This is a genomic window from Planifilum fimeticola (genome assembly GCF_003001905.1).
GTDB lineage: Bacteria > Bacillota > Bacilli > Thermoactinomycetales > DSM-44946 > Planifilum > Planifilum fimeticola.
This window is the reverse complement of record NZ_PVNE01000003.1, coordinates 66,958-83,290: the sequence shown is the minus strand read 5'-3', so window position 1 is coordinate 83,290 and position 16,333 is coordinate 66,958. Positions and strand designations below refer to the sequence as shown.

14 protein-coding genes are annotated in these 16,333 nt (G+C 59.9%); all 14 read left to right on the top strand.

The features are described 5' to 3' along the window. The first annotated feature begins 402 nt into the window (after positions 1-402). The 14 genes from CLV97_RS02980 (at position 403) to rpoE (ending at position 16,207) form a co-directional block, all read left to right on the top strand. Positions 403-852: a VOC family protein gene (locus tag CLV97_RS02980; protein WP_245891345.1), complete on the top strand. Its 450-nt coding sequence runs from the start codon at positions 403-405 to the stop codon at positions 850-852. A gap of 123 nt (positions 853-975) precedes the next feature. After that, a complete protein-coding gene (locus CLV97_RS02975) occupies positions 976-2,199 on the top strand; it encodes an MDR family MFS transporter (protein WP_170070338.1) in 1,224 nt (407 codons plus the stop codon). 304 nt (positions 2,200-2,503) lie between these two features. Further along, positions 2,504-2,974, top strand: coding sequence for a hypothetical protein (locus CLV97_RS02970; RefSeq protein WP_106344036.1), 471 nt, complete (start codon positions 2,504-2,506; stop codon positions 2,972-2,974). A 25-nt stretch (positions 2,975-2,999) separates the two neighbouring features. Continuing rightward, positions 3,000-3,650, top strand: a complete 651-nt coding sequence (locus CLV97_RS02965) for a hypothetical protein (RefSeq protein ID WP_146130390.1) — start codon at positions 3,000-3,002, stop codon at positions 3,648-3,650. Between the two features lie 284 nt (positions 3,651-3,934). After that, positions 3,935-4,909 (top strand): hypothetical protein, encoded by a 975-nt coding sequence (locus tag CLV97_RS02960; protein ID WP_106344034.1) that lies wholly within the window; start codon positions 3,935-3,937, stop codon positions 4,907-4,909. A 184-nt stretch (positions 4,910-5,093) separates the two neighbouring features. Beyond that, entirely contained in the window at positions 5,094-5,726 is a 633-nt protein-coding gene (locus tag CLV97_RS02955; RefSeq protein WP_106344033.1) for a class D sortase, read from the top strand. Between the two features lie 229 nt (positions 5,727-5,955). Then, the gene (locus tag CLV97_RS02950) at positions 5,956-7,134 is read left to right on the top strand and encodes an acetyl-CoA C-acetyltransferase (protein WP_106344032.1); all 1,179 of its coding nucleotides are present in this window, start codon (positions 5,956-5,958) and stop codon (positions 7,132-7,134) included. A 73-nt stretch (positions 7,135-7,207) separates the two neighbouring features. Further along, on the top strand, positions 7,208-8,065 hold the full coding sequence (locus tag CLV97_RS02945) for a 3-hydroxybutyryl-CoA dehydrogenase (RefSeq protein ID WP_106344031.1): 858 nt from the start codon (positions 7,208-7,210) through the stop codon (positions 8,063-8,065). A 61-nt stretch (positions 8,066-8,126) separates the two neighbouring features. Beyond that, entirely contained in the window at positions 8,127-9,359 is a 1,233-nt protein-coding gene (locus CLV97_RS02940; RefSeq protein WP_106344030.1) for an acyl-CoA dehydrogenase, read from the top strand. Positions 9,360-9,476: 117 nt separating this feature from the next. Beyond that, positions 9,477-10,619 carry an acyl-CoA dehydrogenase gene (locus CLV97_RS02935; protein WP_106344029.1) on the top strand — a complete coding sequence of 381 codons (1,143 nt, stop codon included), beginning with the start codon at positions 9,477-9,479 and terminating at the stop codon, positions 10,617-10,619. 12 nt (positions 10,620-10,631) lie between these two features. Further along, complete coding sequence (gene meaB / locus CLV97_RS02930) at positions 10,632-11,588, top strand: methylmalonyl Co-A mutase-associated GTPase MeaB (RefSeq protein ID WP_106344028.1); 957 nt, start codon at positions 10,632-10,634, stop codon at positions 11,586-11,588. Further along, positions 11,585-12,226 carry a TetR/AcrR family transcriptional regulator gene (locus CLV97_RS02925; protein ID WP_106344027.1) on the top strand — a complete coding sequence of 214 codons (642 nt, stop codon included), beginning with the start codon at positions 11,585-11,587 and terminating at the stop codon, positions 12,224-12,226. The genes meaB and CLV97_RS02925 overlap by 4 nt, the downstream gene beginning before the upstream one ends. Positions 12,227-12,228: 2 nt before the next feature. Next, complete coding sequence (gene icmF, locus CLV97_RS02920; RefSeq protein WP_245891344.1) at positions 12,229-15,477, top strand: fused isobutyryl-CoA mutase/GTPase IcmF; 3,249 nt, start codon at positions 12,229-12,231, stop codon at positions 15,475-15,477. Positions 15,478-15,724: 247 nt separating this feature from the next. After that, positions 15,725-16,207, top strand: coding sequence for a DNA-directed RNA polymerase subunit delta (gene rpoE, locus CLV97_RS02915; RefSeq protein WP_245891343.1), 483 nt, complete (start codon positions 15,725-15,727; stop codon positions 16,205-16,207). Positions 16,208-16,333: the final 126 nt, after the last annotated feature.

Genomic DNA, 16,333 nt, shown 5'->3' with positions numbered 1-16,333 from the left:
ACAGCAGAAGAATCGGTTGAAACATGTTTCAACCTTCTTCCGGCGAAGAACCCATCTCTCAAAAACGGCTTGCGGCGGAAAAGCTCTGTAGTAACGAAGTGAAAGCGAAAACGGCGAGAAGCGGAGAATTCAAGGTCAGATGATGCTGTCATGTCCTTGTTTTTTCTGCTGCTGTCTCCGGGAGCCGTGTTGAAAAACCCCCATCTGATTGAAAGGTTCCCCTTTTTAGGGGGCGAATCGGGGATTGTTGTATGCTCACGTCCTGTCATGCCATCGTCGTGAATATCGGGCCGGGATCGGACGAAGCGGAGCTTTTATCAAATTTAATATACTAATATGTTTATTATTTTTGGTTTTTGGGTATCCGATCTATGCCGATAATCCTGTCTTGGAGGGATGATCATGAATACGCTCGGCTTGTATGAGGCCCATCTGGATGTGTCCGATTTGCGCACTTCCATCGATTTTTACACGAAAAAGCTGGGTTTCCGGTTGGCCTTTAGGGATCCGGAGCGGAGAATCGCCTTTCTCTGGGTGAGTCAGGGGAAGCGGCACATGATCGGCCTGTGGGAAAAGGAGGAGATCCATCGCGGGCATGTTGCCTTTTCCGTCACGCCGGAGGAGATCGAAAGGGCGGCGGCTTTTTTGCAGGAACGGGGGATCGCCTCCCGGGACTTTTTCGGCAATCCGGAAGCCGAGCCCTCCGTTCACGCCTGGATGCCCGCCGCATCGGTATATTTCAGGGACCCGGACGGGCACAGCCTCGAGTATATCGCCCTTTTGCCGGATGAACCCCGTCCGGAGCTCGGCGTCGTTCCCCTGAGTCGTTGGAAGGAGTTGCGGCGATCATGAGGGTTTACAATTGGAGGATTCCTGTGTAAAATATGACTATTCCCCAAGAAATCCAAACATATGTTTGTATCCCGGGGGAAGATTTCCCTCGGGATTTCAACTTTTTTGAAGGAAGGGATTCCGTTGCGGGCGTGGTTGAACCGGTACGACCGAACCATCTGGATTCGGGTCATCGGAACGGCATTGACGCAGATCACCAGTTTCATGATTCGTCCCTTTTTGATGTTTTATCTCTACTCCAAGTTGGACGGTCATCTTTTCCTGGCCGCGCTGGTGGTCTCTCTCCAGCCCCTGGCGTCGATGATTGTCGGATTGTTCGCCGGGGAGTGGGCGGACAGGGCGGGGAGAAAGCCGGTGATGGCGGCGTCCCTCGCCATACAGGCCGTCAGCATGGCCGGATTTGTGTGGGCGGATTCCGTTTACGCCTTTGCCGGTTTGACCGCCCTGGGCGGAATCGGCCAGTCCCTCTTCCACCCGGCGGCCAACGCGCAGATCGCCGATCTGGTTCCGGAAAACCGACGGGCGGAGGTATATGCCCTATTGCACATGGCCTTCAATGCAGGGGCCGCGGCGGGGCCCATGCTGGGGCTGTTCCTGTTTCGGGCGAACCCCGCCCTGGTGTTCGGATTGGCTTCCGCATCGCTGTTCCTCTTCTTCGCGGCCGTGGTGGGGCTGATTCCGGAGACGAAACCCGCCGGAAGCGAAGGGGCGAAAAGCGGCGGCGAAGGATGGCGGGAGACCTGGCGCTTTCGGGAACACATCCCCCTTTTTCTCCTGACGCTCCTGTGCGTGCCCATGTCTCTTCTCTACGGTCAGGCGGATACCAATTTGCCCATCCACCTGAAGGATCATTTTGACGATTATCAGAAGGTGTTCGCCGTATTGATGACGGTGAACGGAACGCTGGTCCTGCTGTTCCAGATGGCGGTCGCAGGGTGGACGGAACGCTTCGACTCCGGGAAGGTGTTGACGGTCGCGTTCCTTTTGCTGACGGTGGTGTCGGCGGGATACGGGTGGGCCGGCTCCTTCGCCGTGCTCATCGCGGCGGAGGTCGCCTTCACCCTGGCGGAGATGTTGGGGCTTCCGCACACCAACAAGGTGGTGGCCCGCATCGCGCCGGAGCATCTGCGGGGGCGCTATTTCGCCGTCTTCGGCCTCCAGTGGGGAGTGGGACGGAGCCTGGGGCCCGCCTTCGGTTCGGCCGTCTATGTCGCCTGGGGCGGCGATGTGATGTTTTATCTGATCGGCGCCCTCTGTTTCCTGTCCGCCATCGGCATCCGCAGGGTGGTGGACTTGGGGGCTTTTGGCCGCGAGAGGAGGGAAAAATTTGGTCGCATTGCAGGGTAAGTCAGAAATTGTGAGGCGGAAAGAAGGATCCGGAGTGAGATATCGAAGGAAAGGACGACTCTAACGGAACCGGCAGGACGGTTGCCTTTAAACTCAACACACGGGAGCGGGCACTGGTCCGCTCCTTTTTCATGGAGAACGAGGGAGGTCCTCGTTGTCGGGAATCGCGCGGCGACGTTTTTCCCGGTATGCATCAAGCGGGGGAAACCGCGAACTTGGACGGTAGACGGCCAAAATAATCGTTGCGCAAAGGAATGCGAACAATTATGATGGGAATAGATCCCATTGCATAAGATGGTCTTCTTTGAAAGTTGTCGCGATTCCGGCGATCATTCCATGGGAGGATGAAAAGGTGTTGCATAAACCCTTTTCCGCGTTCATGGCGTTTTTGCTTGTCTTCGCCATGATTCCGACGGCTTTTGCCGAGGACGGCGGGCAAACGGGAGTGAAAGACGCCGCCGGCACTGCGGAAACCGATAAAGAAGGCACCTCGGACGAAGCGGAGGAAGATCTCGAAAACGGCGATGCGACGGATTTCGAAGACGTGATCTTCCCGATCCAGGATGATGACGACACTTCCGAAAGCAAGCGCGGAAACGAAAACATCAAGGATGAGGAAGAACAAAGTGAAAACAAGGATGACGATCAAAAGACAACCGAACCGGAGCTGACAGTCAGCGCGGGTGTTGGTTACACCGGCGTTGACGGCGAACATGATTACTCGGTGAGCATCGGTGCATCTTCCCTACAAAAGGTCAGCCGACGGAACTTTTGAGATCCTTCTCGACGGCAGGAAGCCGGTGGAATTGGATTGGGAGGATGGAGGAAACGGACTGAACGCTTCCGCGTCCTTTGAGGTGGACAAGCCGGGTGCGCACAAAGCTCTCGTCCGGTTTCAAGGAGTGGTGGACGGGAAAGAGGTCACCCTGCAAGCCGAGAAGGCTGTCCAATTCCCCGGCAAGGGGTATCGGTTTGAAGTCACCTATGACGGGAAGCGGGCCTTTGGCGGGAAGCTGTTGGGCGTGAAGGATGCGAAAGGAACCTGGTTCATCGGAATTTATGACCATCACAAGGAGGACCGGTTGCTTGAGGAACATTATTCCGGTTCGATCGCGTCCCTTGAGTATACACACCATTTCAAGGATTTGACGCCGGGAACCTATGATGTGATCGTGACTTTTGGCGGCGTGGTTGACGGAGTCGGGGCAGGCGCCACCGGCATCCTGCGGGGAGTGACGATCAAGGCGGACGGCTCGGGAGAGGTCCGGGATCCGGACAAGGACAAGCCGCCGGTGGCTGTCGGTCCCGGTGAAGGGAAAAAAACCATCAAAAACGCCAAGGGAGGCAGACTGCCCGAGACGGCCACCCCGCACCCCGGTTTCGTCCTTCTGGGAGGGCTGGTGTGGTTGTCCGGCTGGGTGCTGTGGAAACTCCAAACCATCGTGGGGTGAACAACGGAAACAAGGAGCGGGCGCTTGTCCGCCCTTTTTCAGGGGGGCCTTTCAAGTGTTTGTCTGCGCTTCGTCTTGGAAATCGCAAACTTTGGCGAAATCCGTCCAAAAGACCCGTTGCGCAGGAAAACGGGAACGAATTATGATGGGAATAGGTCCCATTCCATAAGAATGGGAGGCGGGGAAAAGGAATTTTCCCAAAAGCCGTGCAGATCTGTCGTTGAAACGAGGAATTTGAACGTTGCAGCGATTCTGTCCATCTATTCTACGGGAGGCTGAAAAGCTTGTTGAATCGATTCTTTTCCGTGTTCATGGTGTTTCTGCTCGTGTTTGCCATGGTTCCGACGGCTTTTGCCGGGGACAGCGGGCAATCGGCGGAGCAAGGCGTCGCCCCGGGAAGTGAGAAGGCCGACCGGGGGAACGGAAAAGACGAAGGCCGTGACGACGGGGAGACGGACGGCAAGCCCGAAATGATCGTCCGCCCGAGTGTGGGTTACACCGTCGTCGACAATGAACAGGTGTCAGGTTACGTGAAGGTTTATGCCCATGTCGTCTTTGAGGAATCGGCCACGGGGAAATTTGAGATGTCTCTGGACGGCGAAGATCCGTCGGAATTGGATTGGGAGGAAGGGGTCGACAAGCTGATCGCTGACGGGATTTTCAGGGTAAAAAAACCGGGAACGCATAAGCTCCTCGTCAGGTTCGCGGGAGACGTAGACGGGGAAGAGGTTAGCCTGGAAGAAGAGCAGGCCGTCCAATTCCCCGGCGATCCCTTCAATTTTGAAGTCACCCATGACGGCAAGGGAACCATCGGCGGAAAGCTGTCAGGGGTGAAGAACGCCGAAGGGCGTTGGGTCATCAGCGTATTTGACCCCCATGAGGAAGAAGGGCTGCTGGAGGAACATGAATCCGACACCACCTCCGCCCTGGAGTATTCTCACACCTTCAAGGGCTTGAAGCCGGGAACCTATGAGGTGAGAGTCTCCTATTCCGGGACAATGGACGGGGTGAAGGCAACCGCGGACGGCCTCCTGACCGTGAAAATCGGAGAGGACGCATCGGGAGGCGTCAAGGATCCGGGCAAAGGGGAGCCTCCGGTGAAGGAGGATCCCGATAAAAAAGGAGATGTCATCAAAAACCCCAAGGGAGGCAAACTGCCCGAAACGAGCACCCCTTATCCCGCCTTCGCCCTTTTGGGATCGCTGATGCTGCTGGGCGGGTTGGCCCTGCTGAAATTCCGATTGACCGGGGAATCCTGATCGAAAGCGGCGTTTTTGTCGGCGCGTCAACCTTTGCGGGAGTCCCGACCGGCTCCCGCTTCCTTTTCTTGAATGGTTGCGGAATTCCTCCGAACCCTATATGATGAAGATAAATTCCCGGACTCGGCCGTTTGCGTACGGAGATGGAAGCAGGAAATTCCGCATGGGCAGGAGGGAATGGGAGATGGTTGTCCGTTCGGTCGCCATCGCGCTGATCGTCATCGGGGCATCGATGCTCCTGTACAACGGCTATCAATGGTGGGATCAGATCCGCGTGGCGGTGCATGATCCGAAATTGGCGATGTCGATTGCGGACAACTGGGACGATAGAAGCAAGCAATCGCCGCTGAAGAAGGGGGTTGACACGGACTGGAAGCCGAAGATCGGCGAGGAGATCGGCCAGTTGATCATTCCCCGGATCGGTGCGATTCTTCCCATCATCGAGGGGACCGACGAGGATGAGTTGGCCAAAGGGGTCGGCCATTACGTGGGCTGGGGGACGGTGCTCCCCGGAGAGACGGGTCATGCGGTCCTCTCCGGACACCGGGACACGGTTTTTCGCCGGGCCGGTGAATTGAAGGACGGTGACCGGCTGTACGTGAGGATGAAGGACGGGAACGTCTACACCTATCAGATTCGCAAGCGCTGGATCACCCACGCGGAGGACCGGACGGTGATCGTGCCCAAAAAGGAGCCGATTTTGACCTTGACCACCTGCTATCCCTTCGATTACGTCGGGAATGCTCCGGACCGTTACATCATCCAGTCCGAATTGATCGAGGTGCGCACACCCGAGACGGATCAACGCGTCGAATAGAAAAAACATTCCTTTGTGACAGGAGCGGGCGAATCGCTCCTGTTTGCGTGATCGGAAGAGAAGCGGTTTTCCGATCATTCTTTTCTGATGAATGCCAAAAATAACCTTGTTGTCAAAAAAGACCCTAAAGGATATGCTAAAAGAGAAGGGAAAGCGTTTTCTTTTTGCATGGAAATCGAGCGAGCGCTCGATAAGATTTTCGTGCCAACATGTTCGGAGGTGACAGCCTGTGGCTGAAACGGTGGTTTTGGGCGGCGCCCGCACCCCCTTTGGCAAGTTCGGCGGAGCACTGAAGGATCTGCCCGCCGTGGAGCTGGGCGGAATCGCCATCCGGGAGGCCCTGAACCGGTCCGGTGTCCCGGACGATCAGGTGGACGAAGTGATCATGGGAATGGTGCTGCAGGGCGGGGCCGGTCAGATTCCTTCCCGTCAGGCGGCCCGCAGGGCAGGCCTCCCCTGGGAGGTTCAGACGGAAACGATCAACAAGGTGTGCGCCTCGGGATTGAGAAGCGCCACCCTCGCCGATCAGGTGATTCGCGCCGGCGATGCGGACGTGGTGGTGGCCGGCGGGATGGAGAGCATGAGCAACGCTCCCTATATTGTTCCCGGAGCGCGCTGGGGACAGCGGATGGGGGACGGGAAGTTCATCGACCTGATGATCCACGACGGGTTGTGGTGCGCCTTTGACGGAGTGCACATGGTGGTGCACGGAAGCAATGTGGCGGCCGAGTACGCGGTGAGCCGGGAGGAGCAGGACGAGTGGGCCCTCCGCAGCCATCAGCGGGCCATCGCCGCCATCGATTCGGGGAAATTGGCGGAAGAGATCGTCCCGGTGACGGTGAAGTCCCGCAAGAAGGAGATCGTGGTGGATCAGGACGAATCCCCCCGCCGGGATACGAGTTTGGAAAAGCTGGCGTCCCTTCCCCCGGTTTTCCTGAAGGACGGATCGATCACCGCCGGCAACGCCCCGGGGGTGAACGACGGGGCGGCGGCCTTGGTGCTCTCCTCCGCCCGAAAAGCGGAAGAGCTGGGCGTCAGGCCGATGGCGCGGATTCTCGGACATGCCGCGGTGGGAATGGAGGCCCGCTATTTCCCGATCACCCCGGCCTATGCGGTGCAAAAGCTCCTGAAAAAGCACGGTTTGACGATCGATGACATCGATCTGTTCGAGGTGAACGAAGCCTTCGCCGCGGTTACCCTGTCCAACGGGAAAATCCTCGGTTGGGATCAAGAGAAGGTGAACGTGAACGGCGGTGCGGTGGCCCTGGGTCACCCGATCGGAGCCAGCGGGGCCCGGATTTTGCTGACGCTCATCTATGAGCTGCGTCGTCGCGGCGGCGGGCTGGGAGTGGCCGCCATCTGCAGCGGGGCCGCCCAGGGAGACGCCGTCCTGGTCCGTGTGGATTGAACATTTCCCGGGAAATGGGGCATGACCTTTTTGAGACAGGTTCCGGGATTTTTTTGCTGAGGAGGTTGATCCGATGGAAATTCGTCGATTCAGCGTCATCGGCGCCGGACAAATGGGAAGCGGAATCGCTCAGGTGGCCGCCCAGTCCGGACTGGAAGTGGCGCTCCACGATCTGGAGGAGGACCGGGTGCAAAAGGGACTCCGCGGAATCGAGAAAAACCTGAAGCGGTCGGTGGACAAGGGCCGGATCACGGCGGAGGAAATGGCGCAGGTCCTGGGACGGATCCGCACGACGACGGATCTGAAGGAAGCGGCCGAACATGCGGACATCGTGGTGGAGGCCGTCGTCGAAAACATGTCGGTCAAGCAGGAGGTTTTCCGCAAGCTGGACGAGTGGTGTCCGGAGCACGCCATCCTGGCCAGCAACACCTCCTCCCTTCCGATCACGGAGATCGCCGCCGTGACGAAACGGCCGGAAAAGGTGATCGGAATGCACTTCATGAATCCGGTGCCGGTGATGAAGCTGGTGGAAGTGATCCGGGGACTGGCCACCGCCGATGAGGTGTACGCCGAAGTGGAGGCCCTGGCGCGGAAGATGGGCAAGACCCCGGTGGAAGTGAAGGATTTCCCCGGCTTTGTCTCCAACCGGGTCCTGATGCCGATGATCAACGAAGCCGTTTATGCGGTCTACGAAGGGGTGGCCACCCCGGAGGCGGTGGATGAGGTGATGAAGCTGGGGATGAATCATCCGATGGGGCCCCTCACCCTGGCCGATTTCATCGGGCTGGATACCTGCCTCTACATTATGGAGACCCTCTACGAAGGGTTCGGCGATCCCAAGTACCGGCCCTGCCCCCTGCTCCGCAAGTATGTGAAGGCGGGCTGGTTGGGCCGCAAGACGGGGCGCGGATTTTACGTGTATGATTCGTGATCCCATCGTTCGCCGCTTCGGGAGACGGCCAGGGCGGCGGGCGGGATGAGGAGGATGTTCCATGGAATTCACCTTTACCCATGAGCAGGAAATGATGCGCCGGATGGTCCGAGATTTCGCCCGGGACCGGATCGCCCCGGCCGTCAGGGAGATGGATGAGGAAGACAAGTTTCCCCGGGCGGTCATCGACGAGATGGGCCGGCTCGGTTTGATGGGCATCCCCATTCCGGAAGAGTGGGGCGGAGCGGGGGCCGATTTCATCTCCTACATCCTGGCTTTGGAGGAGATCTCCCGCGTCAGCGCCACGGTGGGGGTGATCGTCGCCGTCCACACCTCCGTGGGAACGTTTCCCATCCTGCGCTACGGGACCGAAGAGCAGAAGAAGAAATACGTCACCCGCTTGGCCCGCGGGGAGTATCTCGGGGCCTTCGCCCTGACGGAACCCCATGCCGGCTCCAATGCGGCGGCAATCCGGACCCGGGCCACAAGGGTCGGAGACAAGTACATTTTGGACGGAAGCAAAATTTTCATCACCAATGCAAAAGAGGCGGACGTCTACATCACCTTCGCCGTCACCGATCCCGACAAGGGGCCGAAGGGAATCACCGCCTTCATCGTGGAGAAGGACACCCCCGGATTTACCGTCGGAAAGAAAGAGAAGAAGATGGGGCTCGGCGGCTCCAACACCTCCGAGTTGATTTTCGAGCGGGCGGAGGTTCCCGTTGAAAACCGCCTGGGGGAGGAAGGTCAGGGCTATGAAATCGCCCTGTCCAACCTGGCCGGCGGGCGAATCGGCATCGGGGCCCAGGCCCTCGGCATTGCGACGGCGGCGCTGGAACACGCCACGGCCTATGCCAAGGAGCGTGAGCAGTTCGGAAAACCGATCGCCGCGCAGCAGGCCATCCAGTTTAAACTGGCGGACATGGCCACGCGGGTGGAGGCGGCCCGCCTCCTGGTCTACCGGGCCGCCTGGCTCAGACAACAGGGACAGCCCTGCAAGAAGGAGGCGGCGATGGCCAAGATGTTTGCCTCCGACACGGCCATGGCCGCCGCCATCGAGGCGGTTCAGGTCTTCGGCGGGTACGGATACACCCGGGAATACCCGGTGGAGCGGCTCTTCCGCGACGCCAAGATCACCCAGATCTATGAGGGAACCAACGAGATCCAGCGCATTGTCGTCGCCGGAGAGCTGCTGAAGGAACGCGGAGAGAAAGGGAAAGCGACACTGGTGAGCACCGGTGTCCGGGAGCGGAGAGAGACCAGCGACGAACGGAAAATCATCCCCCGGTCCTAGAGGGCCGGGGAAAAGGCGATCCCCGGCCGGGGGAGCCGGAGAGGAGCGGAGATCTGTTCCCGACTCCTCCCGGACCAGGGATCTTTCGCGAAAAACCTTGTGACGGGAGCGATGGCCATGGAGTTTCGATTGAGCGAAGAACACGAGATGATGCGGAAGATGGTCCGGGAGTTCGCGGAGAAAGAAGTGGCTCCCACCGCCGCAGAACGGGACGAAAAGGAGGAATTCGACCGGTCCCTCTTCGAAAAGATGGCGGAACTGGGGCTGACGGGGATTCCCTGGCCGGAGGAGGAGGGGGGCGTCGGCGCCGACTATCTGAGCTATGTGATCGCGGTGGAGGAATTGTCCCGGGTGGATGCTTCCGTCGGCGTCACCCTCTCCGCCCACATCTCCCTCGCCAGCTGGCCGATCCACAAGTTCGGGACGCCGGAGCAGAAAGAGCGGTTCCTGCGTCCCCTGGCGGAGGGGAAAAAATTGGGCGCCTACGGCCTGACGGAGCCGGGGTCCGGTTCCGATGCGGCCGGGATGCGGACCACCGCCGTTCGGGACGGGGATTCCTACGTGTTGAACGGCAGCAAAATCTTCATCACCAACGGCGGGGAAGCGGAAATCTACGTCGTCTTCGCCCTCACCGATCCGGAAAAGAGACACCGCGGCGTCACCGCCTTCATCGTGGAGAAGGGAACGCCGGGATTCTCCTTCGGCAAAAAGGAGCAGAAGCTGGGCATCCGGTCCTCTCCCACGCTGGAAATCCTCTTTGACAACTGCCGGATTCCCGCTGAAAACCGCTTGGGGGAAGAGGGAGAAGGATTCAAGATCGCCATGATGACCCTGGACGGCGGACGGAACGGCATTGCCGCCCAGGCGGTGGGGATCGCGCAGGGAGCCCTCGATGCGGCCCTCGCCTACGCCAGGGAGCGGGAGCAATTCGGCAAGCCGATTGCCGCGCAACAGGCGATCCAGTTCAAACTGGCCGACATGGCGACCCGTATCGAAGCGTCCCGTCTGCTCACCTACCAGGCGGCGTGGCTGGAGAGCCAGGGTCTCCCCTACGGCAAGGCTTCCGCGATGGCGAAGCTGTTCGCCGGGGATACCGCCATGGATGTGACCGTCGAGGCGGTTCAGATCTTCGGCGGTTACGGATACACCCGGGAGTATCCGGTGGAGCGGATGATGCGGGATGCCAAGATCACGCAGATCTACGAAGGCACCAACGAGATCCAGCGGCTGGTGATCGCCCGCCATCTGCTGAAGGATTGAGGGGGTGTCGCCTTGGAGGACCTGATCAAGGGTGTCCGGCATAGAGACCGACGGAGCATCGCCCGTGCCATCACCCTGATCGAAGGGGCTTCCGACGAGGCGGAGGCGCTGGCGGAAGCCCTGTACCCCCATACGGGAAAGGCATATGTCGTGGGCGTTACCGGACCTCCGGGCGCCGGAAAAAGCACGCTGCTGAACCGGCTGATCACCCATTTGCGGGGCGAGGGATTGACGGTGGGGGTGATCGCCGTCGATCCCACCAGCCCCTTCTCCGGCGGAGCTCTGCTGGGAGACCGGGTGCGGATGACGGAACACGCCCTGGACGAGGGCGTCTTCATCCGCAGCATGGGCACCCGCGGCCACCTGGGCGGGCTGGCGGCGGCCACCCAGGATGCGGTGCGGGTGTTGGACGCCGCCGGTTTTGACATCATCCTGGTGGAGACGGTGGGTGTCGGCCAGACGGAACTGACGATCATGGAGCTGGCGGATACGGTGGTTCTGGTGCTCACGCCGGGGGCGGGAGATATCGTGCAGGTGTGGAAAGCGGGAATCATGGAAATCGCCGATCTGTTTCTGGTGAACAAAGCCGACCGGGACGGAGCGCGGAAATTGATCGCCGATCTGGAGGAGATGCTGGATCTGGCCGGAAAGAAAGCCTGGCGTCCGCCGGTGATTCCCACCGTCGCCACCGAACGGCGGGGCATCGACGAGCTGTGGCGACAGCTTCAGAGGCACCGGACCCACCTGAGGGAGAGCGGGGAAGGGGCGACCCGGCGCCTGCGCCATCTGCGCCGGGAGGTGCGGGGGCGGATGGAATACCGGCTGCGGCAGCGGCTTTCGGAACTGATGCTTGAACCCGCCTTCCGGGAGGATCTGGACCGGCTCCACCGGAGGGAAGAGGTGCCCCACCGGCTGGTTCGCAAATGGCTCTCCCGCCTGTTTGTCGGGGAAGGGGGGGAATCGTCGTGAAACACCGAAGCAAACCGATTCCGTCCTTCATCAAGAACCAGCGTCTGGTCGAACAGCGGCGGAGGCAGATCGTCCAGGGGGCCGTCGACCTGTTCGTCCGCAAGGGCTTTCACAAGACGACCACCCGGGAGATCGCCCGGGCCTGCGGCCTCAGCATCGGCACGATGTACGAATATATCCAGACCAAGGAGGACGTTCTCTACCTGGTCTGTGACTATATCCATTCCGAACTGGAAAGGCGGCTGACCGAGGCGATCCGCGAAGAGGATTCCGGCCGGGAGAGCCTGAAAAAGGCGATATCCCAGCTGTTCCGGGTCATGGGGGAGATGTCCGACTACGTCCTTCTGATTTACCAGGAGACCAAATCGCTCCCGAAGGAGACGATGAAATACGTCCTGCAGAAGGAAGAGGAGATCACCGGCCACTTTGAGCGGATCCTGGAAAAGGGGATTCGAGACGGCACTCTATCCCTCTCCCCCTCCTCGGTCAAGCTGATGGCCCACAACATCATGGTGATGGGGCAGATGTGGACCTTCCGCCGCTGGGTCCTGGCACGACACTACAGCCTGGAGGAATATACGCGGCTTCAGACGGCGCTGTTGCTGCGCGATCTGAGTCTGGACGAAGGAGGCGGATGAGTGTGGAGACGGACATTTACCGAACGAAGCACACGGTGCGCTTCGTGACCGCCGCCAGTCTGTTCGACGGGCACGACGCATCGATCAATCTGTTCCGGCGCCTGCTGCAGGCTTCGGGCGCCGAGGTGATTCACCTGGGACATAACCGCTCCGTGGACGAAATCGTCGAAGCGGCCATCCAGGAGGATGTTCAGGGAATCGCCGTCTCCTCCTACCAAGGGGGGCACATGGAGTTTTTCAAATACATGATCGACCTGCTGAAGGAGCGGGGAGCCGCCCATATCAAGGTCTTCGGCGGAGGGGGAGGCGTCATCGTTCCCCGGGAAATCCGCGAGCTGGAGGCCTACGGCGTGGCCAAGATCTTCTCGCCGGAGGACGGGCGCAAGATGGGGCTCCAGGGGATGATCAACCACATGCTCCGGGAGGCCGATTTCCCCACCATCAGTGAGATCACCTGGGAAGCGGACCGCCTCGGCGAAGGGGACCGGCGCGCCATCGCCCGGCTGATCACCTTGGCGGAGCGGGCGGCCGGCGGCGATCTCCCGGAAAAGGTCGACGTCCTGGGGGCCTTGTCGGAGCGGTACCCGGAAAAGGAAAGCGTGCCGGTGTTGGGGATTACCGGTACCGGGGGCGCGGGCAAGAGCTCCCTGACCGATGAGCTGGTCCTCCGCTTCCTGGAGGATTTTGCGGACAAAAAGGTGGCGGTCCTCTCGGTGGACCCCTCCAAGCAGAAGACCGGCGGGGCCCTGCTGGGAGACCGCATCCGGATGAACGCCGTGCATCATCCCCGGGTATACATGCGCAGTCTGGCCACCCGGCGCAACCGATCCGAACTGAGCGCGGGGATTCGCGAAGCCATCTCGATCGTGAAGCGGGCCGGCTACGATTTCATCATCGTGGAGACCAGCGGAATCGGCCAGGGGGATGCCGAGATCGTGGAGGTGAGCGATCTCTCCCTCTACGTGATGACTGCCGAATTCGGCGCCCCCTCTCAGCTGGAAAAGATCGAGATGCTGGACTTTGCCGACCTGGTGGCGATCAACAAGTTTGACCGGAAGGGTTCCGAAGACGCGCTCCGGGACGTGCGCAAGCAGTACAAGCGGAATCACCGGCTCTTCGACGTCCCCGATGAGCAGCTTCCGATCTACGGGACGATGGCCAACCGCTTCCACGACCCCGGGGTGAACCGGCTGTATCGGGCGCTGATCGACAAAGTGAATGAGAAGATGGGACTCGGATGGGAATCCTCCCTTCCGGAGGAGAAGCGTTCCCCGGGCATCCATCACATCATCCCGCCGGAGCGTTCCCACTATCTGCGGGAGATCGCCCAGACGGTCCGGGAATACCGCCGGGAGGCGGAGGAGCAGGCCCGGGTCGCCCGTCGGCTGTATCAGCTGAAGGGAGCCCGCGAAGCCCTTGAGGATTCCGCTCCGCAAGAGGCGATCGAGTCGCTGGATCGGGAGATTGAAAGGCGTTCCGCACAGCTTGCCCCCGAAAACAAAAAGATCCTGGAAGGGTGGCCCGAGCTGAGGAAGCGGTATGCGCAGGACGAGTACGTATACAAGGTGCGGGACCGGGAAATCCGCATGCCCCTCTTCACCGAGACCCTGGCCGGCAGCCGGATTCCCAAGGTGGCCCTTCCCCGCTTCGAGGACTGGGGCGACATTCTGCGCTGGTCCCTGTTGGAGAACGTGCCCGGTCAATTCCCCTACACCGCCGGGGTTTACCCCCTGAAACGGGCGGATGAGGATCCCAAGCGCCAATTTGCCGGAGAAGGCACGCCGGAGCGGACCAACCGACGCTTCCACTATCTGTCCAAGAACGATCCGGCCAAGCGCCTGTCCACCGCCTTCGATTCGGTGACCCTCTACGGGGAAGACCCCGATGAACGGCCCGACATCTACGGGAAGGTGGGGGAATCCGGCGTCAGCATCTGTACGCTGGACGACATGAAAAAGCTGTTTGACGGCTTTGATCTGTGCGCGCCGAACACCAGCGTTTCGATGACGATCAACGGACCGGCTCCCATCATCCTGGCCATGTATTTCAACACCGCCATCGAGCAGCAGGTGGACAAATTCCGGGAGGAACACGGCCGGGAACCCTCGGATGAGGAATACGCGGAGATCAAGGAGCGCACCCTGCGCTCGGTGCGCGGTACGGTTCAGGCGGACATCCTGAAGGAGGATCAGGGGCAGAACACCTGTATCTTCTCCACGGAGTTCGCCCTGAAGATGATGGGGGACATCCAGGAATACTTCATCGAGCACGGCATCCGGAATTACTATTCCGTCAGCATTTCCGGATACCACATCGCCGAGGCCGGGGCCAATCCCATCACCCAGCTGGCCTTTACCCTGGCCAATGCCTTCACCTATGTGGAGTATTACCGGAGCCGCGGGATGAAGGTGGACGATTTCGCTCCCAACCTCTCCTTCTTCTTCAGCAACGGGATGGATGCCGAGTACGCCGTGATCGGCCGGGTGGCCCGCAGGATCTGGGCGATCGCGATGAAGCGGCTCTACGGGGCGAACGAGCGGAGTCAGAAGCTGAAGTACCACATCCAGACCTCGGGACGCTCCCTCCACGCCCAGGAGGTGGACTTCAACGACATCCGCACCACCCTGCAGGCGCTGATGGCCATTTACGATCAGTGCAACTCCCTGCACACCAATGCCTATGACGAGGCGATCACCACCCCCACCGAGGAGTCGGTCCGCCGCGCGATGGCCATCCAGATGATCATCACCAAAGAGCTGGGACTGGCCAAAAACGAGAACCCGCTGCAGGGATCCTTCATCATCGAGGAATTGACCGACCTGGTGGAGGAGGCCGTGCTCCGGGAGTTCGAGCGGATCAGCGACCGCGGGGGAGTGCTCGGGGCGATGGAAACCATGTACCAGCGGAGCAAGATCCAGGAGGAATCGCTCCTCTACGAGACGAAAAAGCATTCCGGGGAGCTGCCGATCATCGGCGTCAACACCTTCCTCAATCCCAATCCGCCGGAGGATGTGGAACTGCCCCTCACCCGGGCCTCCAAGGAGGAGAAGGATGCGCAGATCCGAAACCTGCGGGCGTTCCAGGAACGCAACCGGGACAAGGCGCCGGCGGCCCTGGCCCGGCTGAAGCAGGTGGCCCGGGAGGGCGGGAACCTGTTTGCGGAACTGATGGAGACCGTCAAGGTGGCCAGCCTGGGGCAGATCACCTCCGCCCTCTACGAAGTGGGCGGCCAGTACCGGAGAAACATGTGATAAAACGGGGAAAAAACGGATTGTCGGCTGAGGCGCCCTTCTCGGCAGAGGTTCCTCAGCCTCTTTTTTTATGAGATCCTATCCGGTTTTCCCGAATCGCTTCTCCCCGCGAAGGGAACCGGAGTCCCGCCTTGAGCAATCGATTGCCGAGATGGTTGACTTCCCACTTTTTTTGGATAAAATAGACCTACGTGAAACCGTTTGATCCAGGGTGAACCGGGTCATATAGGAAGGGGATGTGTCCGGCGTGAGCGAAAATCTGGCTGCCCAACTGACCGAAGAGGAATTGCGGGAGATGCCCATGGTGGATCTGGTCCACAAAATCCTGCAGAGCAAGGGAGAGCCGATGCTCTACCGGGATCTCCTTCAGGAGGTCGCCCGGTTGAAGGGATTCTCCGAAGAGGAATCGATGCGTTACATCGCGCAGCTGTTCACGGAGATCAACATCGACGGCCGTTTTGTCTGCGTCGGCAGAAGCCTGTGGGGGTTGAAGCATTGGTATCCCACCGAGCAGACCACCGATTCGGCCGTTGCCGGGAATATCAAGGACGACTATGACGATGAAGATCTGGACGAGGAATTGTACGAGGAAGAAGAGGAAGAAGTGCTGGATCAGGATGAATACGGAGAAAGCGCCTTCGAGGACTTTGACGGAGACGATGATTTCCCCGATGATGAAGAGGATACCATGGTGAATGCCGACATGGAGGACGAGGAGGACAATATCTGACGCTTTTGTCGCGATGGGAGCGCCTCCCGAATCCTCCCTTGACATGTACCCGCTCCTCGGGGTAAACTACGAATTGGGCTAAAAGTGGATTCAGGATAATGGGTTAAAAAATGGGAGCCCCCATTT